This window comes from Amorphus orientalis (assembly GCF_030814015.1).
Lineage (GTDB): Bacteria > Pseudomonadota > Alphaproteobacteria > Rhizobiales > Amorphaceae > Amorphus > Amorphus orientalis.
In genome coordinates this window covers 1121139-1142379 of the sequence record NZ_JAUSUL010000002.1, presented here as the reverse complement: position 1 = coordinate 1142379, position 21241 = coordinate 1121139, and the positions used below count along the sequence as shown (strand labels likewise).

Here is a 21241-nt window from a genome sequence, read left to right as displayed (position 1 = left end):
CTTACGTCCCTGTCAGTTGGAAGGAGGGAGTGCATCATGTCCCAGGCGAACCAGGACCATTCCATCGATATCGCGCCGTTCGAGGGGCGGGTGGTTGTGAGCCACGGCAACACCGTGATCGCCGATACCTCCCGCGCTCTGGCCATGCACGAAGCGGACTATCCGGTCGTGTTCTATGTGCCCAAGGCCGATGTCGCAATGAACTTTCTCGACCCCACCGACCATTCGACCCATTGCCCGTACAAGGGCGACGCCAGCTACTGGTCGGTGGATGCAGGCGGCGACCGCGCCGAGAACGCCGTCTGGACATATGTCGAGCCGCTGCCCGGCGTTGCGGAGATCAAGGATCACGTGGCCTTCTATCCGAAGAAGGTGTCGGTCAAGGCGTCGCCTGTTGCCGGATCGGACTGAGGTCCGCGGCCTCGGCGGCCGTCTCTGTCCGCGTATCTTCTAGGCAGGAGCGGCGTCAGAAGCGCTCCACCCACGGGCGCACCTCGAGCTCCCAAGTCCAGGCGCTGCGCGGCTGGTCCAGGAGCGCCAGGCAGCTGTCGGCGATGGCGTCGGGATCGAGCATGGAGTCCGGCGCATCGGCCGGCTCCGTGCGTCCCGGATTCCGGATGGCCCCGTCGATGACCACATGCAGCACGTGGACGCCCTTCGGGTGCAGTTCTCTGGCCATCGACTGGGCCATCCCCCGCAGCGCGAACTTGCCCATCGCGAACGGCGCCGATTTGGCGAACCCCTTCACGCTCGCCGAGGCGCCGGTGAGAAGGATCGCGCCCTTTCCCTGCGGCACCATCCGGCGGGCGGCTTCCTGAGCCACCAGGAACCCGCCATAGGCCGTGACGAGCAGCGCGTTGCGCACGTCCGCGTGGTCCAGGTCGAGAAAGTCGCCGCGGGCGCGGGCCGAAGGATTGAACATGGCGAAAGACAGCGGACCGAGATCCCGGTCGAGCTCGGTGAAGAGCCGGGCGACATCCGAGCTGTCTTGAACGTCGCAGGCGTAGCGCTTCGCTCCGATTTCCTCGGCAAGCGTTTCGGTCTTCTCGACGGATCGCGACGCCAGCGCGACGTCGTAGCCTTGCGCGGCGAGTTTTCGCGCAACCGAGCCGGAGAAGCCGACACCGGCGCCGGCGATCAGGGCTGCGGGCTTGGACATGGCATCCTCCTTGGCTGCGGCACTTCCGATCGGCCGCGTGCGGCAGAGTGCGCGGCGAAACCGCCGATGTCGATCCGTGACGTTGCCGGAAAGCAGGGCGGAGCCGGTCCGGGGAACCTCAAACACAACGACCGGTGCCCAAAGGCACCGGTCGTCGGACGTTTCAAGGCTGTCGCGGATCGCGGCCGTGGTACGGCCTTGGTCCGGTTCAGGCGCCGGACGGGCCCACCGTAACGATGGTCGGGGCATCGCCGCCGAGCACCCGCTCCGCGGCCTGGCGCACATCCTCGATGGTCACCGCCTCGATCAGTCCGTTGCGCTCGTCCACGTAGTTCATGCCCAGGTCCTCCATCTGGATGGAGAGCAGCTGGCTGGCGATGCCGTTGGAGGAATCGAACCGCAGCGGATATGCGCCGGTGAGGTACGCCTTCGCTTCCGACAGTTCCTCCTCGGTCGGGCCTTCCTCCGCCATCCGCGCGATCTCCTCCCGGATGATACGGACGGTCTCGTCGACCCGGTCGGCCCGGGTGGCCGTGCCGCCGCCGAAGATGGCGGTGTGGTCCAGCGGCGCCAGGTAGGTGTAGACGCTGTAGGCAAGGCCGCGCTTTTCCCGGATTTCCTCGAACAGGCGCGAGGAGAACGTCCCGCCGCCGAGGATGTGGTTCATCACGAACGCCGGGATGAACTCCGGATCGGAGCGGGCCAGACCCGGACCTCCGAAGCGAACCGCGGTCTGCGGGACGTCCATCGTCTCGGTCACGGTCTGGCCGGTGACCGGCATGACGTCCGCCACCGGCTTGAGGTCTGCCGTCTCGGGAAGATCGCCGAAGGCGTCGTCGAGAAGCGGCTTCAGGGTCTCCGCATCGATCGCGCCGACGACGACCACATGCAGGTTGTCGCGGGCGAAGCCGGCGGTCTTGAAGGCTTCGAGGTCGGACTTCTCGATCGCTGCGACGCTCTCCTCGGTGCCTTCGCTGGGGCGCCCGTAGGGGTGGTCCGGGTAGGCGGTGCGCGACCAGACGTCACTCGCAACGGCAGACGGATCGCGCTGGTCGCGGCGAATGCCCGAGATGATCTGGGCGCGCATGCGCTCGATCGGCTCGGCGTCGAAGTGGGGCTCGGTGAGTGCCAGCCGCAGCAGCTCGATCCCCTGGCCGGGGTCGTCGGCGAGCATCTCCAGATCGCCATAGAAGCTGTCGCGGCTGGAATCGAAGGAGAGCCGCACCGACCGGTCCTGGAGTTCGGTCTGGAAAGCCTCGGAATCATAGGGACCCGCGCCTTCGTCAAGCAGCGTGGACAGCAGGTTGGCGACGCCCGGCTTGTCCTCCGGGTCCTGCACGGCGCCCGCACCCTCGAACGCGAACTTCATCACCACCACCGGTACGGTGTCGTCTTCGACGAGCCAGGCGGTGATGCCGCCCGGGCTGGTGACGGGCTCGATGGTCAGGGCCGCGGAGGATGAGGCCGCACCAAGGCTTGCGGCCAGGGTGAATCCAGTTGCCAGGAGGCAACTGCGGATGCGATCGGAAAATCCGCTCAGCATGGGAAGTCTCCTGTTCCGGCCGGATCCACGATTTGCGCCGATCCGGCGGCCGGGTTGTCTGGCAGAATGAATGGACGACGGGGTGGCGACGGGCTCAGGAGTCCTTGCCCGGCGCCTCGGCCTTCTCCAGGTAGCCGATCACGCCGGCATCGAGCGGCAGATGAGTCTGCGCGGCCTTCTGAACGTCCTCGGCCGTCACCGCGCCAATGCGGGCGGGCCATTCCTGAACGTCCTCGACCGTCTGACCGGTCGCGAGCGCCAGGCCGAAGATGCGCGCCAGACGCTGCTGGCTGTCCTGGGCGAAGAGGGCGTCTGCGACGAGCGAGCGTTTGGCCCGTTCCAGCTCTTCTTCGCTGATGCCGTTCTCGGCGACGTCGGTGATCGATGCCTCGATGGCGGTCTCCAGCGCATCGAAGCTCACACCGTCCCGCGGCACCGCGTAGACACCGAACGTGTCCGGATCGACGGCTGACGACTGGTACCAGGCCGCGACCGAGGTCGCCGGGCCACCGTCGCGCACCAGCTCGTCATAAAGCCGGCTGGTGGACCCGCCGCCCAGCACCTGGGCCAGCACGTCGATGGCCTCGGCTTCGCCGGGCTCGGCCGTTGCGTAGCTCGGGACCACCCAGCCGCGCCGCAGAGAGGGCTGGCCGACGCGGGGGTCGGCATAGCGCACCGTGCGGAGCGAAGTCAGGTCCGGTGTCTGGGACCGCGTGCGCGGCGCGAGATCGACCCGGCTTTCCAGCTGTCCGTAGGTGTCTTCGGCAAGCGCGCGCACCTCGTCGACGGTCACGTCGCCGGCCACCACGAGGATGGCGTTCTCGGGCGTGTAGAAGCGGTCGTAGTAGGAGATCGCCGCCTCCCGGCTCAGCGCGGAAACCTCGTCCGGCCAACCGATGATGGGGTCGGCGTAGGGGCTGTTGACGTGCAGGGTGGCATCGAAGGATTCGCCGAGGATCGCCGACGGGTTGGTGTCGACGCGCATGCGGCGCTCCTCCAGGACCACGTCGAGTTCGCGGGCTACCTCGTCCTCGTCCAGGGCGAGGTTCGCCATCCGGTCGGCCTCGAACGTCATCATCCGGCCGAGATGCTCTTTCGCGATCTGCTGATAGTAGGCGGTGTAGTCCTGGGAGGTGAAGGCGTTCTCCTGACCGCCCAGCGCGGTGACCACGTCGGAAAAGCCGTCGGGATGCGCCTCGGTGCCCTTGAACATCAGGTGTTCGAGGAAATGGGCGACGCCCGATTCGCCGGGTCCTTCGTCGGCGGCGCCGGTCCTGTACCAGACCATGTGGGTGACGACGGGGGCGCGATGATCCGGGATCACCACGACCTCCATGCCGTTGTCGAGGCTGAAGCTGGACGCGTTCGGCGCGATTTCCAGGTCGGCGAAACTGGTCTCTGCTTGAGCGACGGGCGCCGCGGCGAACAGGAGGGCGGCGACCGTGCTCAGGGCAATGGGAGCCTTCATTCGCGGGTCTTCCTCTGATGACATGTCCTGCAGCCTGATCCTTTCGAACCGCGTTCGGGCGGGGCGAGGATGGCTGCTCAACGCACTGACTGGTCCGCTTTCGGCATCCGGATGCCCGGAGCGAGAAATGCGGTGGTTGCCCGGGCTCGCGCCCGCTGTCCGACATGTGGGATCGCGGAAGCGGGGAGGCGAGGGCGACCGTGGAAAACTATAGGTCCCGCCGCCCGCTCGACCACTGAACTATCCGTAATCTTCGCGTGGGCGAAAGCGCGCGTGAGGGCTCGGGAACCGGCCATTGGTATTGGCCGGAACCATCTGTGTTCTCAGGAAAAATCGAAACCGTTGGGTAAAGAGAAGGCCGGTCCGGAGCTTGACGCCGAACCGGCCTGCCGGATCAGTTCACGTTGTCGTAAACCGGATTGCGGTTCTCTTTGCGCCCGTAGAGCTGGTTCTTGAACCAGTCGCTGTCTTCGATGTCGCCCTGGTCGGGGAGCGGCGCAGTGTCGGCGGGCTGGCGATACTCGTCCGGCGGCTGGATCAGGTACTGCCGCGGCTGGGCGGAGCCGTCTGCCGTCAGCACGCGTCCCGAGCCCTTGCCGTCCGGGCTTTCGAAGCCCTGCTTCATCTCCGCAGGCGTCAGCCGGCGGTCGCCGGAATCGCGCTTCAGATACTTCGGATCCTCGAGCTTCTGACCGGGCATGCCGCCCGCGACGCGCCCGGCCTGGATCTGCTCCGGTGACAGGCGCGCACCGTCGAGCGGATCGTCATAGACGCCTCCGTTGGCGGCAATCGCCTTGGCCTTGTTCGCATCGGGGTCGTTCGGCCAATCGGCGCTGGCCAGCGCCGCGCCGCCTTCCGGCTGCGGCTCGGGCAGCTCCGTGGTGGGCGGCACCGCGATCGGGGAGCGCGCGGTGTACTCGATCGGCGTCTGCTCCCGCTGGACGACGCCGGTCGATTCCAGCATCGCGCCCAGAAGACCGACGCTCTGGTCGGCCTGCGGAGGCTTCTCTTCGTAGAAATAGTTGTGGCTCGTGTTGCAGGCCGCCAGCGTGCCGGCGGCGACCGCGAGAGCGGCGATCCGGCCTGCGACCGAAAGAGAGCGCGAACTTTTTGCCACGTCGGCTAGCCTTCGATTGTTCCTGCGGGCGACCGTCGGATCCGCCAGCGTGTCGAGCGCACCGGCCGGCTCCTGACAATACGCAACGATTCTCAGCGTTGGGACCCACCGGACGTGTTCATTGCGGCATTATTGCGACGACGCAACACCGCATCGATCAACAGTCCGATCACGCCGAACGCGATCGTCGCGTCGGCAACGTTGAAAACGTACCAGGAGAACGAGCCCGCATAAAGGTGGACGAAGTCGGCGACCGCCCCGTAGGCGATCCGGTCGATGATGTTTCCGACCGCGCCGCCGACGATCAGGGCGAGGCTGGTTGCAATCCAGCGGTCCCGTGCTGTGGCGAGCCAGTAGCACAGGAACGCGACGATGATCAGCGTGAAGACGACCAGCAGCCAGCGGCCGAGCTCGGTCTCCTGCTGGAACATTCCGTAGCTGATGCCCTGGTTCCAGACCAGGACCAGATCCATGAACGAGGTGACCCGGATCGGCCCCGTGGCGGCGATGTCGACCACGCGGAGAAGCCACAGCTTCACCGCCTGATCGACCACGAGCACGATGGCTGCGACCAGGAAGCCGTAACGCCAGAGCGGGCGTTGGGATACGGGCTCTCCGCTCATCAGGCGTGCCCGCTCTTGGCTTCGAACTCCCGCATCGCTTCGGCGTCGCGCAGCGACAGGTCGGGATAGTCCGGGTCGCTGCCGACCTCCGGCAGGACCTTCCAGGAGCGCGCGCACCGCTGACCTTCCGCATGGGTCACGATCACGGCGACGCCCGGCGTGTCGTCGAGACGGAACGCCTCGGCCGGGGCCTCCTCGTGGGTGAGGGTGGCCTGGCTGGTGATCGACACGTCCGCCAGATCGACGTCGGCGACCGCCTGATAGAGAGCCGGGTTGGTCACGTGCACGGTGACGTGGGCCTCCAGCGAGCCGCGGATACGCTTCTCGCGCCGTTCGACCTCGATGGCACCGAGCACCACGCGCCGGACCTCCCGCACCTTCGCCCACTTCTCCGCGAGCTGCGGGATTTCCCAGGTCGGATCGATCTCGGGGAAAAGCTCCAGGTGGATGGAGCGGTCGGCCTCGTCTCCATGGCGGGCCAGATGCGACTCTTCCATCGTGAAGGGCAGCATCGGGGCGAGCCAGCGGGTCAGGGCCTCGAAGATGATGTCGATCACCTGCAGCGCGGCCTTGCGCCGGGTTGAGGAGGCCGGGTCGCAGTAGAGCGCGTCCTTGCGGATGTCGAAATAGAACGCCGACAGGTCGACGGTGGCGAAGTTCACCAGCGCGTGCGCGACCTTCTTGTAGTCGTAGTCGCGGTAGCCCTGGCGGACCAGCCGGTCGAGTTCCACAAGCCGGTGCAGCATCAGCCGCTCCAGCTCCGGCATGTCGGTCAGCGCAACCGTAGCGCCGTCGGCATGGGCCAGCGTTCCGAGCATCCAGCGGATCGTGTTGCGCAGCTTGCGATAGGTGTCGGAGGTGCCCTTGAGGATCTCCTTGCCGATGCGCTGATCGTCGGCGTAGTCGCAGGTCATCACCCACAGCCGCAGGATATCCGCGCCGGACTGGGCGATGATGTCCTGGGGGGCGACGTTGTTGCCGAGCGACTTCGACATCTTGCGACCGTCCTCGGCCATGGTGAAGCCATGGGTGATGACGGTGTCATAGGGGGCGCGGCCCCGGGTGCCGCACGATTCCAGCAGCGAGGAGTGGAACCAGCCGCGGTGCTGGTCGGAGCCCTCCAGATAGACGTCGGCGGGCCATTTCAGGTCGGGCCGCTTCTCCAGCACGAAGGCATGGGTCGAGCCGGAATCGAACCAGACGTCCAGGATGTCGGTGACCTGCTGCCAGCGATCGAGGTCGTTGACGAGATCGCCCAGGAACCGGGCCTTGGCGTCCTCGGCGAACCAGGCGTCGGCGCCCTCCGCCTCGAACGCCTCGGCGATGCGGCCGACAAGCGTCTGCGAATGCGAAAACTCCGGCCCCGGCGCCAGCCGGCCGTCCTCGTGCCGGAATACGCAGATCGGCACGCCCCAGGCGCGCTGGCGCGACAGCACCCAGTCGGGCCGGTTCTCGATCATGCCGCGCAACCGGTTCTTGCCGGCGGCGGGCACGAAGCGGGTCTGGTCGATGGCCGCGAGGGCACGGGAGCGCAGGGTGTCCTCGCCGGCGGGCGAAGTTCCCTCGGGCAGGCCGTATCCGCCGAGATCCCGGTCCATGTGGACGAACCACTGGGGCGTGTTGCGGAAGATGACCGGCTTCTTGGAACGCCAGGAGTGCGGGTACTGGTGCTTCAGCCGGCCGCGTGCGAACAGCCGTTCCGCGGCGATGAGCGCCTCGATGACGGCCTTGTTGGCGTCGCCGGTCTTGCCTTCGGAGGTGATCACCGCCTTGCCCTCGAAGCCGGGCGCTTCGCGGGTGTAGGTGCCGTCGCCTTCGACCGTGTAGGGGATGGTGGTGTCGATGCCGCGGGCCTCGAGGTCCCGGCGGTGGTCCATCCAGACCTCGAAGTCGTCGGTGCCGTGGCCGGGGGCCGTGTGCACGAAGCCGGTGCCGGCGTCGTCGGTGACGTGGTCACCGGGCAGGAGCGGGACGGCGAACTCATACCCGCCGCCGAGCCCCTTGAGGGGGTGCCAGCACGTGAGCGGAGAAAGCTCGTCGGCGCCGACATCGCGCAGGCGCTCGAAGCCGAGCTTGGCCTTCTCGAAGCATTCGCCTGCCAGGGCGTCGGCGAGGATCAGCTTCTCGCCGGCCTGCGGCCCGAAATCGTTCTCCGCCGAGGTGACGCGGTAGAGACCGTAGGCGATGCGGTCGGAGTAGCTGATCGCCCGGTTGCCGGGGATGGTCCACGGAGTGGTCGTCCAGATCAGGACGAAGGCGTCGGCCAAAGAACCCGCGTTTTCATTTTCCTCCGAGGCGTGTTCGGGATCATGGAAAATGTTGATCACATTTTCCTGGGCTTGGGCAGTCCGCACCGGAAACTTCACCCAGATCGTGTCCGACTGGTGTTCGGCGTACTCGACCTCGGCTTCGGCCAGCGCGGTCTTCTCCACCACCGACCACATCACCGGCTTGGAGCCGCGATAGAGCTGACCGGACGTTGCGAACTTCATCAGTTCGCGGGCGATCTGCGCCTCCGCGTCGAAGCTCATGGTGAGGTACGGCTGCGCGAAGTCGCCCTCCACGCCGAAGCGGCGGAACTCCTCGGTCTGAACGCCGACCCAGTGCTCGGCGAACTGGCGGCATTCCTGGCGGAACTCGATGACCGGGACCTTGTCCTTGTCGAGGCCCTTGGCGCGGTAGGTCTCCTCGATCTTCCACTCGATCGGCAGGCCATGACAGTCCCAGCCGGGCACGTAGTTGGAATCGTAGCCCAGCATCTGGTGAGAGCGGGTGACGACGTCCTTCAGGATCTTGTTGAGGGCGTGGCCGATGTGGAGGTTGCCGTTCGCGTAGGGCGGACCGTCGTGCAGCACGAACTGCGTCCGGCCCTTTGACGTCTCGCGCAGGCGGCGATAGAGGCCCATCTCGCTCCAGCGGGCGAGAAGCTCGGGCTCCTTCTTCGGCAGCCCGGCCCGCATCGGGAAATCGGTCTTCGGCAGATAGAGGGTATCGGAATAGTCGCGCGCCTCGGGCTGCGCGGTGGTCGTCTCGGTCATCGGATCGGTTCCGCTCGGCGGTTGTCGCAGGTCTGTCGGCTGGTGGGCTCGAGACGAACGCTCGTCTCCCGGTGTCCCGGTCCGCGGCGCATGCTTACGCGGCGGCCGGGCCGCTAATTCGCCGTATGTCGATAATGATGCCGATCACTCTGCGCATGCGCGCCTTCTAGCAGCGGTTTGGGGAAGGATAAAGCCTTCCGGCCGCGGCCGATTGGCCGCGGCTCAAGAGACATGTCGGTCTCGAATGTCGGAAGTCCAGGGCGCTCAGAGCGCTTCGAGAATCGACGCGGCGCCGGACGTGACCGCCTGGCCGGGGCTGTCCTCGATGTTGAGGGTCGTCACCTTGCCGTCGTCCACGATCATGGCGTAGCGCTTGGAGCGCACGCCCATGCCGAAGCCCGAGGCGTCCAGTTCCAGGCCGACCGCCTTGGTGAACTCCGCCGACCCGTCGGCCAGGAAGAGGATCTTGCCCTTCGCATGGGTCGATTCCGACCAGGCATCCATGACGAACACGTCGTTCACGGCCACGACCGCGACGGTGTCGACACCCTTCTCCTTCATGATATCGGCGTTCTCGAGGAAGCCGGGAAGGTGGTTGCGGTGACAGGTCGGCGTAAAGGCGCCGGGAACCGCGAACAGGACCACTTTCTTGCCGGAGAACACCTGGTCTGTGGTGATCTGGGTGGGGCCATCGTCGCCCATCGTCGTGAAGGTCGCGCTCGGAAGCTTGTCGCCAGGTTTGATTGCCACGTCATCGCTCCATTCGGGGATCGTCGATCGGTCCCGGGCGGGAAAAGGACCGCGACATCCGGTCCTTGCGCCCGCCCGGGTCTCGCCTTTCATGTAGCGGTTCGCCGTCGTCGGGTCGATGGCTAAGAGACAAGGTCTGGAACGGGCGGTGCGCCGTATGCGTCTATGCGTTAACATTCCGACTTCGGCGTCTTACGTTGACGGGAGCGACCGGGCCGGACGAATGAGACGCCGAACGCCGCAAGGAGCGAAAGCAACTACGTGATCCAGGATGTGAATTTGATGAGCGGCACAAGCGAGGACGGCTACTTGGAGGGGCAGCTTCTGATCGCCATGCCGACGATGGGCGACAGCCGGTTCGAGCGCACGGTGATCTATATGTGTGCCCACTCGGCCGAGGGGGCGATGGGGATCGTCCTGAACCAGACGGCGGAGGAGGTCTCCTTTTCCGATCTTCTGGTCCAACTCGAGATCCTGCCCGAAGGCGAGCCGATCCAGCTGCCGGACGACGACGAGGGGATCCAGGTCCACAAGGGCGGACCCGTCGAGACCGGCCGCGGGTTCGTGCTGCATTCGGGCGACTATTTCATCTCCGATTCCACGCTCGCCATCGACAGCGACATTTGCCTCACCGCGACGGTGGAGATCCTCAAGGCGATTGCGGAGGGAAGAGGGCCCCGGCAGGCGCTGCTGGCGCTCGGCTATGCGGGATGGGCGCCGGGTCAGCTCGAAGCCGAGATCCAGCGCAACGGTTGGCTCACGTGTCCCGCCGATCCGCGGATCGTGTTCGCGCCGGATGTCGAGCAGAAATACGATCTCGCACTGCAGAAGATCGGGATTGACCCGCGGCTGCTTTCCGGCCAAGCCGGCAACGCCTAGCGCATCCCCGATGGCCGCATTGTTGTCTGCCAGGTGGCGCGAAGATACTCTCTCTCGCCGCCTCGCGCCCGTGGTCTTCTGCGGAGGCGCCGGCGAGTTGGAAGCGGACAAGGAAAGGACATCCGCGTGAAGTATGTCAGCACCCGCGGCGAAGCGCCGGTGCTTGGGTTTTCCGATGTCCTGATGGCGGGCCTCGCCGCCGATGGCGGCCTCTACGTACCCGAGCAATGGCCGACCCTGAGCGAGGCGGAGATCGCCAGTTTCGCGTATCGGCCCTACGCGGAGATCGCGGGGCGGGTGATCGCTCCGTTCGTCGGTGACGACATTGATGGCGACCAGCTGAACGAGATGATTGCCGCCGCCGCGGCGACGTTCCGGCACCCGGCCACAACGCCGGTCACGCAGATCGCGCCCAATCATTTTCTGCTGGAACTGTTTCACGGCCCCACGCTCGCCTTCAAGGACGTGGCGATGCAGCTTCTGGCGCGGCTCGTCGACCGCAAGCTGGCGGAGACCGGCGAGCGGGCCACCATCGTCGGCGCGACGTCGGGCGACACCGGAGCCGCCGCGGTCGAAGCCTTCCGCGGCCGTCCGAATGCGGACGTGGTGATCCTCTTCCCCGAAGGCCGGGTCTCTCCGGTACAGCGGCGGCAGATGACCACGGTGGCGGACGAGAATGTCCACGTGCTGGCGGTCGAGGGAACCTTCGACGACTGCCAGGCCATCGTGAAGGACATGTTCGCTCACGAAGCCTTCCGCCGGTCGGTCGGGCTCACCGGCGTCAATTCGATCAACTGGGCGCGCATCGTCGCCCAGGTCGGCTACTATTTCGCTGCGGCGACGGCGCTCGGCGCGCCCCACCGCGAGGTGTCCTTCACGGTGCCGACCGGGAATTTCGGTGACATCTTCGCCGGTTACGTCGCCAAGCGCATGGGTCTTCCCATCCGCCGCCTCGTGATCGCCACGAACGTCAACGACATTCTGGTCCGGGCACTGACGGGGGGCGATTACCGGACCGGCGCGGTGACCCCGACCAGCTCTCCCTCCATGGACATTCAGGTTTCCTCCAATTTCGAGCGGCTTCTCTTCGAGGCCTACGGGCGCGACGGGGCTGCCGTCTCCGGGCTGATGGCGCGGCTCAAGCAGGGGGGCGGCTTCGAGATCGGCGATGGTCCGCTCGAGCGGATCCGCGCGGAATTCTCCGCCGCGTCCAGCGACGAGGCTGCCACGCGCGAGACCATCGCGCGCATCCATCGGGCCACCGACCTGGTGATCGACCCGCACACGGCCGTCGGCGTCGGCGCTGCCGAGGCCCATCTCGACGACGGGGTTCCGATGGTCACGCTGTCCACCGCCCATCCGGCGAAGTTTCCGGACGCCGTCGAAGCGGCCATCGGGCGGGCACCGCTTCTTCCGGAGGCCTTGTCCGACCTCGGCGACCGCACCGAACGGATGACCCGGATCGCAGCGGATACGGCGGCGGTGGAGGCCTTCGTGCTGGACCGCAGCCGGGCCGCGAGCAGCGAGGCCGCACGATGAGCGTCGAGATCACCACGCTCGCCAACGGCCTCACCGTCGTTACCGACCAGATGCCGCATGTGGACTCCGTTTCGCTCGGCCTGTGGGTCGGGCGCGGCTCGCGCTGTGAAAGCGAGGCCGAGCACGGCATTTCCCATCTCCTGGAGCACATGGCCTTCAAGGGGACCCGGCGGCGGACCGCCCGGGGCATCGCCGAGGAGATCGAGGCGGTCGGCGGCGAGCTCGATGCTGCCACGAGCGTGGAGAGCACGTCCTACTACGCTCAGGTCCTGCGCGGCGACGTTCCGCTGATGATCGACATCCTGGGAGACATCATCCGCGACTCCGTCTTCGACGGCGAGGAGCTCGCCCGCGAGAAGCACGTCATCCTCCAGGAGATCGGTGCGGCCCGCGATACGCCGGACGATTATCTGTTTGACCTGTTTCCCCAGGCAGCCTGGCGCAGCCAACCCATCGGCCGGCCGATACTGGGCACGCCGGAAACCGTCATGGGCTTCGATGCCGGCTCCCTTCGTCGCCATCTCGACCGTCACTACCGGGGCGGAGAGATGGTGTTCTCGGCCGCGGGCGCCGTGAACCACGACGAGATCGTGGCGCTCGTCAGCGCGCAGTTCAGCGATCTGCCGGCCGGTACGGGCCCGGGCATCGAGAGCGCTGCCTATTCCGGCGGCCAGCTGATCGAGGCGCGTGACCTGGTGGAGACCCAGATCGTCCTCGGCTTTCCCGGCGTGGGCATCCGCGAACACGACTATTTCGCGGCCCAGGCCCTGGCGACGCTGCTCGGCGGCGGCATGTCCTCGCGGCTCTTCCAGGAAGTGCGCGAACAGCGCGGTCTCTGCTACTCCATCTATGCCTTTCACTGGGGATTTTCCGACACCGGCGTGTTCGGCATCCATGCCGCCACCGGCCCGGAGGACGTTGCCGAACTGATGCCGGTGGTCGTCGACGAACTGGCGCGGGTTGTCGACGACGTGAGCGACGAGGAACTCAGCCGGGCGCGGGCGCAGCTGCGGGCGGGCCTGTTGATGGCACGCGAGCGGTCCTCGGCGCGGGCAGGCCAAATGGCCCGCCACATCCAGACCCACGGCCGCGTCATTTCGCCGGAGGAACTGGTCGACCTCATCGATTCGGTCGACGTTCAGTCGGTGCGCAAGGTCGCCGCGCGCATGCTCGGCGGCCAGGCGCCGACGCTGGCTGCGGTCGGCGACGTCGCGAACGTGCCCTCAGTCGACTGGATCTCCCAGCGTATGGGGGCATATGCGTCCGACGCGCCGCACCGTCTTTCGCGTACGGGATGAGCCATGGGGTTTTTCACGCATGGTTCCGCCGACGCGTTCGGCCCGGTCTTGAAGGGGCAGCGGCTCTATCTGCGGCCGCCGACCAGCTCCGACTACCCGGCATGGTCCCAGCTTCGCGCGGAAAGCCGGGCCTTTCTGGAGCCATGGGAGCCGAAATGGCCGGCTGACGATCTCAGCCGGATGGCGTTCCGTCGCCGGCTGCGCCGGTACCAGCGCGACATCCGCGAACAGGACGGCTACGCCTTCTTCGTCTTCGACAGCTCCAATCACGCGCTTCTGGGCGGCCTGACGCTCTCCAACATTCGCCGCGGCGTCACCCAGTCATGCTCGCTCGGCTATTGGATGGGGGAGTGCTACGCCGGTCGCGGCCATATGACGGAGGCGGTGCGGATCGTCGTCCAGTTCGTGTTCGGCAACCTGCGCCTCCACAGGCTCGAGGCGGCCTGCCTGCCGACGAACCAGGCGTCGATCCGTCTCCTCGAAAAAGTCGGGTTTCAGCGCGAAGGCTATGCGCGCAGCTACTTGTGTATTAATGGGGCATGGCAGGATCATCTCCTGTATGCGCTCGTTTCGAGTGATCTGAGGGGTGGGGAAACCGTCGTGGGCAGCGAACTCGCCGTGCAGCTTTGAGCGGGGACTGTCCGATCGGCGCGCAAAGTCCGACCGAAGACGGGTCGGTATCCGGAGATGTGTGTGTGTTTCGGTTGGTTCGCATCGTCGCGCGGCTTTTCTTATTCGTTCTGATCGCGTTGGCAGCGACGCCTGCGTCCGCGCTTGAAGCCGTTCCGGTCTCGCGCGATGCCGACGTGATCAATCTTCTCCCGGATGTGGAGATGTATCTCGACGTGGAGGACCGCCTGCAGGTCTCCACGGCGCCCGGCCCGGACGGCATCGTCCGGCGCATCGAGGTGCGGGCCCTTTCGGAGGAGCACCGCAACTGGGCGGTGTTCGCGCTGGCAAATCCTTCCGACGAACAGATCGACCGGCTGTTGGTCGTGCCCCATTTCCGCCTCGTCGGGTCGGGGATCGTGTGGCCGGACCTCGGCGCGGAGCGGGTCGCGGCGATCACGCCGAGCCAGGGCTTTCCGCCGGAACGCCAGGCAAGTCTGGATTCCGACGTCTTCCGGATCACGCTCGATCCCGGCGCGGTGGTTACCTACATGGCCGAGCTGTCGTCGCCGACGCTGCCCCAGCTCCGGCTGTGGGAGCCGGACGCCTACAAGGATTCCGTCAACGCCTACACGCTCTACAAGGGCATCGTTCTCGGGATTTCCGGGCTTCTCGCCCTGTTCCTGACCATCGTGTTCGTCATCAAGGGAACGGTGCTGTTCCCAACCACCGCGGCGCTCGCCTGGGTGGTACTCGGCTACGTGATGGTGGATTTCGACTTCTGGGGCGAGATCCTGCGGGTCGCGCCGTCGGAAGACCGGGTCTACAGATCGGCGACCGAGGTGCTCTTGGCGCTGATGCTGGCGGTCTTCCTTTACGCCTATCTCAATCTCAACCGATGGCACGTGCGCTACAGCCACACCATGATCGGCATCTGCGTGCTGTTCCTGGGCGTGCTGGCCGTCGCAGTGGCTGATCCCCCGATCGCCGCCGGCATCGCCCGCATCGCGCTGGCCGTGATCGCCGTCGGCGGGCTGGCGATCGTCGTCATCTTCGCCATCCGCGGCTACGACCGCGCGATCATGCTTATTCCGACCTGGAGCCTTTTCCTGGTCTGGCTGTTCGGAGCGGCGCTCGCGGTCACCGGGCGGGTCGACAACGACATCGTCCAGCCGGCCCTCGACGGCGGCCTGGTCCTGATCGTTCTCCTGATCGGCTTCACGGTGATGCAGCACGCCTTTGCCGGCGGCGCCATCGCCGATGGGCTGATCGGCGACATCGAGCGCAGCGCGCTGGCGCTGGTCGGCTCCGGCGACATCGTCTGGGACTGGGACGTGACGCGCGACCGGATCGTCGTCGGCAAGGAGGCGGAGGAACGTCTCGGCGCCGAGGCCGGCTCGCTGCAGGGGCCGCCCCAGGACTGGTTCGCGCTGCTCCACCCGCAGGACCGCGACCGGTTCCGCGCGACCCTCGACACCATGGTCGAACAGCGGCGCGGCCGCATCTCCGACCGCTTCCGGCTGCGCGGCATCGACGGTCATTTCCGCTGGTTCCACCTGCGCGCCCGGCCGGTGATCGGCTCCGACGGCGAGGTCATCCGCTGCGTCGGCACGCTGCTCGACGTCACCGAAGGTCAGACCCGCGAAGAACGGCTGCTGCACGATTCCGTTTACGACAACCTGACCGGCCTGCCGAACCGGATGCTGTTCATCGACCGCCTCGACATGGCCATGGGATGGGCCGACGAGGACACCCGGTCGCGTCTGTTCGTGATGCTGGTCAACGTCGACCGGTTCTCCGAGGTCAACGACCAGTTCGGCCTGTCCGTCGGCGATTCGGCCCTTCTGACGATCGGCCGCCGGCTGGCCCGTGTCTTGAAGCCGCACGACACCATCGCCCGGCTCGGCGGCGATACCTTCGCCATCCTGATCTATGCCGACACCGGCGATCTGCGCAGCTTCATCGACGACACCCGGCGGCTGATCCGTACGGCCATCGAGTTCGGCGACCGCGAGATCTTCCTGTCGGCATCGATCGGCGTGGCCTCGTTGCGCGCGGAGACGGCCGACGGCGAGGAACTGGTGGCCGACGCCGAACTCGCCATGCGCCGGGCCAAGCGCCTCGGCGGCGATCGCGGCGAAGTCTACGATCCGCTGATGCGCAAGCTCTCCGTCACCGGCAAGTCCATCGCCGTGGACCTGCGGCAGGCGGTACAGCGCGACGATCTGGCGCTTTCCTACCGGCCGATCGTGCGGCTCGTCGACAAGGCGGTTGCGGGCTTCTCCGTCGAGGCCTCCTGGCGCCACACCATCCAGGGTCATCTGACCTGGTCCTCGCTTCTGCCGCTCGCGGAGCGGGAAGGGCTCTCCACACAGCTCGTCCTGTCCGTCCTGGAGCGCTCGGCCCAGCAGTTCAACGAATGGTATTCGGCGAACCCGGAAGCGACGCCCGGCTTCATCTGCGTACCGATCCCGGTCGCCGGACCGTTCCGGTCGGAGCTGGTCAACGACGTCAAGGCGGTCATCGTCCGCAACCAGCTCGAACCGGGCCGGCTCAAGCTTGCGGTCAGCGAGCACGTCGTCGCCCGCAACCCCGAATTTGCAGCCCAGCTGATGCATCGCCTGCGCGAGGTCGGGGCGTCGATCGCCTTCGATCGCTTCGGAGCCGGGTCCACCTGGCTCGGCTATCTGGAGCGCATGCCGATCGACACGATCCGGCTGGAATCCCGCTATCTGGGCGGGGCCGGGAAGGGGCGTCGCTCCCTGCTTCTGCGCTCGCTGGTCGGCCTCGGTCACGATCTGGGCCTGCAGGTGCTGGCCTCGGGCGTGGAGAACGACGCCGATGCTCTCGACCTGCTTCAGCTGGGCGTCGAGATGGCGGAGGGCGACCTGTTCGGCCGCACGCTGGCTCCCGCCGCCGCAACCCGCATCCTCCAGGACCACGCGGCCCAGGCGGCGGAATAAAGCAACGCCAGCGAAAGTGGGAACCGGTTTCGCGTCCGGCATTGCGTCGGGGAGAGTTTCTTTTCCGCTCACGCGAGTCCGCTTTGCTGGCGAGCAAAGCAAGCAGTCGAGCAGTCCCCCCGTCGCCGACGCGATCGGTTCCATGCTCAGGCGTTCGGACGGCTTCATCAGCGTCCTTCAGGACAGCTTGATCTGCCTGGCGAACAATGCGGCCGAACGGCCCTGCGCAGCATTGGCCCGGTAGGAAGCCATGGCTATTTCAAGGATTATGATTGTCGGCGGTCCGGGCTCTGGGAAGACCTGGCTTGCCCGGCAACTCGGGCTTCGGCACGAGCTACCCGTCTATTCCGTCGACGAGGAAGTTTGGGATCGGAATGGTGCCTTGCGAGCACCGGAGGATATTGACGCGCGGGTCCGCCGGCTGGCGGCTCAAGACAGGTGGATCATCGAGGGTGGAAACAGTCGGACCTATGCGGACCGTATTCAACGAGCCGACGCAATCATCCGCCTGTCACCACCGATATGGCTGCGGCTCTACCGTGTGCTGCGTCGAGATGGCCTGCGGATAGAGCTGTTTCGTTGGACGCTTCGATACGACACGGTGTTCGGAGCAAAGGATCGTCTAGCCCTTCGAAATGGGAAGGCAACGGCAACTTGCATTGAGGTCCGTTCAGACCAGGACATGCAGCGTCTGCTGCGCGTCGGAGTTGAGTGCTTCTGAAACTCATCCGGCATCATCTATCACTGCAGCCTCGACAGACGCCTCAGACCGGCCGTCCACCCCATGTCGCGGTCTGCTCCGGATGCTTCCCTTCCCGTTCAGGCGACGATGATCGGGATCGGGCGCAGATCCGGCAGGATCGTCACCGGGGTCGTGGCAAAGCGGTCCCCGTCGACCTGGCAGGGAACGGGGCTCGCCGCACTCAGCCGGACTTCCCGTGCCGGCCGCATCATGAAATTGTCCTGCCGGGAGATCCGTCCGGACAGGAGCGCGAGCCCGACCTTGACGATCGACATCGGGTCGTCCCGCTTGAGGGCGATGAAATGAAGCGTCGGGTCCGTCGCGCTGGCCTCGGGACACAGCACGAACGGACCACCATAGCGCGACACGTTGGTCACCGCCGCCAGCCTGCAGGTGATCGTTTCGCCGTCGACCTCGGCGGTGATATCGGCCGTGCGGGCACCGAACAGGTTCCGGATGGCGATCAGCGCGTAGGCGGTCTTGCCGAAGCGCCGCTTCAGAGCCGGCGGGAGAGCATGAACGACGCCGGCGTCGTATCCGGCGGACACCACGAGTACGAACGGATGGCCGTTTGCGCGCCCGTAGTGCAGCGGAACCGTGCGGGCGTTCGAGATCATGTCCGCCAGGGCTTTCGGTCGGCGTGGAAGTCCCAGTTCCAGCGCCAGAACGTTTGCCGTGCCGAACGGGATCACGGCGAGCGAAGGGGGCGTGGTAACGCGCTGGAAGCCGGCCAATCCCTCGTTGACCGACCCGTCGCCGCCGGCGATGACGACGGTGTCGACGGTATCGGCGAGGCCGGCACAGGTTTCCCGGATGTCCCCCGCCTTGCGCGTCAGTTCGACCGTCACCTTGTGTCCGGCGGCGCTGAGACGGCGGGAGACCGCGTCCAGGACGACCCGGCGATAGGCGCCGGCAGTGGGATTGGCGAGGATCAGGATCCGCTGGGTGGCGAGCGGAGGCCGGCGACGGAGCGCGGGGTCTGAGCCCGCCTCGTCCCGGATGGTCGGTTCCGGTTCCACTGGATGATGTCGGAACAGGGTCACGGGCTCGCCTTTCTGGCGCAGATGGAACCGTCAGCTCAGTTCTTCGAGGCCTCCCGTACGGCATCGATGCCGGCACGGGCGAGTTCGTCGGCCCGTTCGTTGCGGGGGTCGCCCGCGTGGCCGCGCACCCAATGCCATGTAACGTCGTGCTTGCGGGTCAGTTCGTCCAGTGTCTGCCAGAGGTCCGCATTCTTCACGGGCTTCTTTCCCGCCGTCTTCCATCCGTTGCGGCGCCAGTTGTGGATCCAACCGGTGATGCCGCCGCGCACGTACTGGGAGTCGGTGTAGAGGTCGACTTCGCTTCTGCGCTTGAGCGCACCGAGGGCTTCGATCGCCGCCTGCAGCTCCATCCGGTTGTTGGTGGTCTCCGGCTCTCCGCCGTTCAGCTCGCGGATCTTGCCGCGCCACTCCAGGATCGCGCCCCATCCTCCGGGGCCCGGATTGCCGCTGCAGGCCCCGTCGGTATGGATCTGCACCCGGCTGCTGTTGCTGTCCGTCGCCGCGCCGTCGTCACTCATCGGTCGAGGCCATAGTCGCTGGCCGATGTGATGCCCTGATGAAAGCGCACCCTGCGGAGATATTCGGCCGGATCCTTCGGCGTCACCAGCGCGCCGGCTGGAACCCGCAGCCAGTCGTGCAGGCGGGTCAGCAGGAAGCGCATAGCCGCACCTTCCGCCAAAAGCGGCAGCGCATCGAACTCCGCGTCGGTGAAGGGACGTATCTCGGAATAGCCGGAAAGGAGTGCGCGCGCCTTGGTGATGTTGAAGGCCAGATCCGGCTCGAAGCACCAGGCGTTCAGGCAAATGGCCACGTCGTAGGCAAGCGCGTCGGTACAGGCGAAATAGAAGTCGATCAGGCCCGACAGCTTGCGGCCGAGAAAGAACACGTTGTCGGGAAACAGGTCGGCGTGAATGGTCCCGACCGGCAGATCCTCCGGCCAGTTCGCTTCCAGGCGGTCGAGGGAATGGGCGACCTCTTCCGCGAGACCCGGCAGCACTTCTCCGGCGCTGTTTGCGGACTCGGCAAAGAGCGGCCGCCACGCATTCACCCCGAGCGTGTTGGGCCGTGTCATGCCGAAATCTGCGGAGGCGGCGTGCATGGTGGCCAGCGCCCGGCCGAGTTCGGCGCAGTGATAGGGCTCCGGCCGCCGTCGCCACATGCCTTCCAGGAAGGTGATGATCGCGGCCGGCCGACCCGCGAGCTCCGAGAGGAGGGCGCCGGAACGGGTTTCCACCGGCGTCGGGCAGGGCACGCCGCGCGCCGACAGGTGCTGCATCAAGCCCAGGAAGAAAGGCAGGTCACGGCGCTCGACGCGCTTTTCGTAGAGCGTCAGGATGAACGGGCCGCGTTCGGTCCGGATCAGGTAGTTGGTGTTCTCGACGCCTTCCGCGATCCCCTTGGAGGACAGCACGGCGCCCAGATCGAAATCGGCGATGAAACGCGCGAGATCGTCGTCGGAAACCTCGGTGTAGACGGCCATGGTCCGGAATTACTCGGCGGCCGCGGTGCGAAGTTCGCGGGGAAGATTGAAGGCGATCGTCTCGTCTGCGGTTCGAACGGTTTCCACCGTCACTTCATAGTGTTCGGCGAACGCCGCAATGATTTCCTCGACCAGCGTTTCCGGAGCCGAAGCACCGGCCGTGATTCCGAGGCTGCGGATGCCCTCGAACGCGGACCAGTCGATCTCGCCGGCGCGTTGCAGGAGCACGGCCCGGGGACATCCGGCGCGCTCTGCGACCTCGCGCAGCCGCTGGGAGTTCGACGAGTTCGGCGCGCCCACGACGATCATCGCGTCCACGTTCGGCGCGACCGCCTTGACCGCTTCCTGCCGGTTGGTAGTGGCGTAGCAGATGTCGTCCTTGTGCGGGCTCGCGATTGCCGGGAACCGGTCCGACAGCGCCGCGACGATGGCGCGCGTGTCGTCGACCGACAGGGTCGTCTGGCTCACCCAGGCGAGATTGTCCGGGTTCTCGGGCTTGAGGTTCGCCACGTCCTCGACGGTCTCGACCAGGGTGATTGCGCCTTCGGGCAGTTGGCCCATCGTTCCGACCACTTCCGGATGGCCGGCGTGGCCGATCAGAATGACCTCGCGGCCGCGCTTGAAGTGGAGCTGGGCTTCCTTGTGCACCTTCGAGACGAGCGGGCAGGTGGCGTCGAGATAGAACATGTTGCGGGAGGCCGCTTCGGCCGGAACCGCCTTGGCCACGCCATGGGCCGAAAACACCACCGGCGCGTCCGTGTCCGGCACCTCAGACAGTTCCTCGACGAAAACCGCTCCCTTGGCGCGCAGCGAATCGACCACGAACTTGTTGTGCACGATCTCGTGGCGGACATAGACCGGCGGGCCGAACCGCTCCAGCGCGAGTTCGACGATCTGGATGGCGCGATCCACGCCCGCGCAGAAGCCGCGCGGTGCGCACAGTTCGATCTTGAGTGGGGCCAGGTCGCTCAAAGATGCCAATCCCGGTTG

Annotated in this window: 18 protein-coding genes; 7 read left to right on the top strand and 11 right to left on the bottom strand. The window is 66.5% G+C overall.

Going from position 1 to position 21241, the window contains the following annotated elements:
- The first annotated feature begins 36 nt into the window (after positions 1-36).
- Positions 37-411, top strand: coding sequence for a DUF427 domain-containing protein (locus J2S73_RS13120; protein WP_306885997.1), 375 nt, complete (start codon positions 37-39; stop codon positions 409-411).
- A 55-nt stretch (positions 412-466) separates the two neighbouring features.
- On the opposite strand, the gene J2S73_RS13115 is transcribed toward J2S73_RS13120, so the two are convergent.
- From J2S73_RS13115 to J2S73_RS13085, 7 genes are all read right to left on the bottom strand, one after another.
- On the bottom strand, positions 467-1159 hold the full coding sequence (locus tag J2S73_RS13115; protein WP_306885996.1) for an SDR family oxidoreductase: 693 nt from the start codon (positions 1157-1159) through the stop codon (positions 467-469).
- Between the two features lie 208 nt (positions 1160-1367).
- Entirely contained in the window at positions 1368-2702 is a 1335-nt protein-coding gene (locus J2S73_RS13110) for a M16 family metallopeptidase (RefSeq protein WP_306885995.1), read from the bottom strand.
- A 94-nt stretch (positions 2703-2796) separates the two neighbouring features.
- On the bottom strand, positions 2797-4170 hold the full coding sequence (locus tag J2S73_RS13105) for a M16 family metallopeptidase (protein ID WP_306885994.1): 1374 nt from the start codon (positions 4168-4170) through the stop codon (positions 2797-2799).
- Positions 4171-4564: 394 nt separating this feature from the next.
- Entirely contained in the window at positions 4565-5287 is a 723-nt protein-coding gene (locus J2S73_RS13100) for a hypothetical protein (RefSeq protein ID WP_306885993.1), read from the bottom strand.
- A gap of 92 nt (positions 5288-5379) precedes the next feature.
- Positions 5380-5910 carry a signal peptidase II gene (gene lspA, locus J2S73_RS13095; protein ID WP_306885992.1) on the bottom strand — a complete coding sequence of 177 codons (531 nt, stop codon included), beginning with the start codon at positions 5908-5910 and terminating at the stop codon, positions 5380-5382.
- Positions 5910-8948: an isoleucine--tRNA ligase gene (gene ileS, locus J2S73_RS13090; protein ID WP_306885991.1), complete on the bottom strand. Its 3039-nt coding sequence runs from the start codon at positions 8946-8948 to the stop codon at positions 5910-5912. The genes lspA and ileS overlap by 1 nt, the downstream gene beginning before the upstream one ends.
- 264 nt (positions 8949-9212) lie before the next feature.
- Entirely contained in the window at positions 9213-9698 is a 486-nt protein-coding gene (locus tag J2S73_RS13085; RefSeq protein ID WP_306885990.1) for a peroxiredoxin, read from the bottom strand.
- A gap of 282 nt (positions 9699-9980) precedes the next feature.
- Between J2S73_RS13085 and J2S73_RS13080 the strand changes: the two genes are divergently transcribed.
- The 6 genes from J2S73_RS13080 (at position 9981) to J2S73_RS13055 (ending at position 17707) form a co-directional block, all read left to right on the top strand.
- Entirely contained in the window at positions 9981-10577 is a 597-nt protein-coding gene (locus J2S73_RS13080; protein ID WP_370874431.1) for a YqgE/AlgH family protein, read from the top strand.
- A 126-nt stretch (positions 10578-10703) separates the two neighbouring features.
- Positions 10704-12116 (top strand): threonine synthase, encoded by a 1413-nt coding sequence (thrC, locus tag J2S73_RS13075; RefSeq protein WP_306885989.1) that lies wholly within the window; start codon positions 10704-10706, stop codon positions 12114-12116.
- Positions 12113-13414: a M16 family metallopeptidase gene (locus J2S73_RS13070; protein ID WP_306885988.1), complete on the top strand. Its 1302-nt coding sequence runs from the start codon at positions 12113-12115 to the stop codon at positions 13412-13414. Before thrC ends, J2S73_RS13070 begins: the two co-directional genes overlap by 4 nt.
- A gap of 3 nt (positions 13415-13417) precedes the next feature.
- The gene (locus tag J2S73_RS13065; protein ID WP_306885987.1) at positions 13418-14044 is read left to right on the top strand and encodes a GNAT family N-acetyltransferase; all 627 of its coding nucleotides are present in this window, start codon (positions 13418-13420) and stop codon (positions 14042-14044) included.
- 176 nt (positions 14045-14220) lie between these two features.
- A complete protein-coding gene (locus J2S73_RS13060) occupies positions 14221-16986 on the top strand; it encodes an EAL domain-containing protein (protein ID WP_306885986.1) in 2766 nt (921 codons plus the stop codon).
- 250 nt (positions 16987-17236) lie between these two features.
- The gene (locus J2S73_RS13055) at positions 17237-17707 is read left to right on the top strand and encodes a P-loop NTPase family protein (protein WP_306885985.1); all 471 of its coding nucleotides are present in this window, start codon (positions 17237-17239) and stop codon (positions 17705-17707) included.
- A gap of 98 nt (positions 17708-17805) precedes the next feature.
- Here J2S73_RS13055 and J2S73_RS13050 read toward each other — a convergent pair whose 3' ends face one another.
- Genes J2S73_RS13050 through ispH form a run of 4 tightly spaced genes read right to left on the bottom strand, consistent with a single transcriptional unit; the run spans position 17806 to position 21223 of the window.
- A complete protein-coding gene (locus J2S73_RS13050; protein ID WP_306885984.1) occupies positions 17806-18747 on the bottom strand; it encodes a diacylglycerol/lipid kinase family protein in 942 nt (313 codons plus the stop codon).
- 59 nt (positions 18748-18806) lie between these two features.
- The gene (gene rnhA, locus J2S73_RS13045; RefSeq protein WP_306885983.1) at positions 18807-19289 is read right to left on the bottom strand and encodes a ribonuclease HI; all 483 of its coding nucleotides are present in this window, start codon (positions 19287-19289) and stop codon (positions 18807-18809) included.
- Complete coding sequence (locus tag J2S73_RS13040) at positions 19286-20251, bottom strand: homoserine kinase (RefSeq protein WP_306885982.1); 966 nt, start codon at positions 20249-20251, stop codon at positions 19286-19288. Before J2S73_RS13040 ends, rnhA begins: the two co-directional genes overlap by 4 nt.
- Before the next feature lie 9 nt (positions 20252-20260).
- Positions 20261-21223, bottom strand: a complete 963-nt coding sequence (ispH, locus tag J2S73_RS13035; RefSeq protein ID WP_306885981.1) for a 4-hydroxy-3-methylbut-2-enyl diphosphate reductase — start codon at positions 21221-21223, stop codon at positions 20261-20263.
- Between the last annotated feature and the right edge of the window lie 18 nt (positions 21224-21241).